General features: G+C 75.0%; 2 protein-coding genes. Both read left to right on the plus strand.

Annotated features, from left to right (window positions below):
* Positions 1-516 (plus strand): MGH1-like glycoside hydrolase domain-containing protein (locus H5J33_RS35770; protein WP_399553020.1); only part of this gene is annotated, 516 nt, incomplete at its 5' end.
* Positions 513-1,226, plus strand: a 714-nt coding sequence (locus tag H5J33_RS35775; protein WP_309485577.1) for a glycogen debranching N-terminal domain-containing protein, incomplete at its 3' end; no start/stop codon positions are given. The genes H5J33_RS35770 and H5J33_RS35775, both read left to right, overlap by 4 nt.

Raw genomic sequence — 1,226 nt, forward strand, 5'->3', positions numbered from 1 at the left:
CGCGGCGGCGGGCCGCGGCCCGAGCGCTCGGTGTCCGGGCTGATCCCGCTGCTCCTGCCCGGCCTGCCCCGCCCGGTGGCCGCCGCCCTGGTGGACACCCTGCGCGGGCCGCACTTCTCGCTCGGCGGCCGCACCCGGCTGGTGCCGAGCTACGACCTGCTCGGGGAGGCCTTCGACCCGCACCGCTACTGGCGCGGCCCGGCCTGGTTCAACACCAACTGGCTGCTGGAGCGCGGGCTGCGGACGCACGGCGAGACGGCCGCCGCCGACGCCCTGCGCACCACCTTCCTGGAGCTGGCCGACGCCACCGGCTTCGCCGAGTACGTCGACCCGTACACCGGCGAGCCCTGCGGGGCGACCGGCTTCAGCTGGACGGCGGCGCTCGCCCTGGACCTGTACCACCAGGGGCCCGCACCACATGAACGTCAAAGGCCGGACAAATGCCCGCCAAGGGACGTGTCCGCGCCCGGCACCGGCACGTTCGACAGGAGTGACCAAGGAGGGGACCGGGGATGACGGACCGGCATCATCTGCTCGTGCACGGCGCCACCTTCGCCGCCGTGGGCGACCGCGGCGACATCAGCGGGGTACGCGGCGGCGGCTCGCCGGACGGGTTGTTCGTCCGGGACGCCCGCCACCTCAGCCGCTGGCAGCTCACCGTCGACGGGGCGGTGCCCGAGGTGCTCAGCCCGGTGACGGACGGGGACGAGGCGCGCTGTGTGCTGGTCCCGCGCGTCGGCCGGCAGGATCCGCCGGCCTGCACCGTCTTCCGCGAACAGGCCGTCGGGGACAGCTCGTTCGTGGAGTCCCTGAAGGTCACCAGCAACCGCCCGGTGCCCATCACCGTGCGGCTCGCGCTCACCGTCGACGCCGACTTCACCGACCAGTTCGAGCTCCGCTCCGACCACCGCACCTACGTCAAGACCGGCGCCGTGCGCTCCCGCCAGCTCCTGCCCGACGGCATCGAGTTCGCCTACCACCGGGCCGACTGGCGGTCCCGCACGGCGATCACGGCCGAGCCCGCCCCGGACGCGGTGGAGGAGACCGGCACCGGCGCCCGCCGCCTGGTGTGGACCCTCGACGTCGCGCCGCACGGCACGACCGAGCTGCTGCTGCGGGTGATCGCCCGCCCGCACGGCGAGAAGCGCGCGCTGCGCGTGCCCCGCGACCCGGCCGCCGTACACCGTCAGTTACGCGCCCGGGAGGAGCGGTTCGCCGAGGGGGTG

This window comes from Streptomyces sp. WELS2 (assembly GCF_013870595.1).
Lineage (GTDB): Bacteria > Actinomycetota > Actinomycetes > Streptomycetales > Streptomycetaceae > Streptomyces.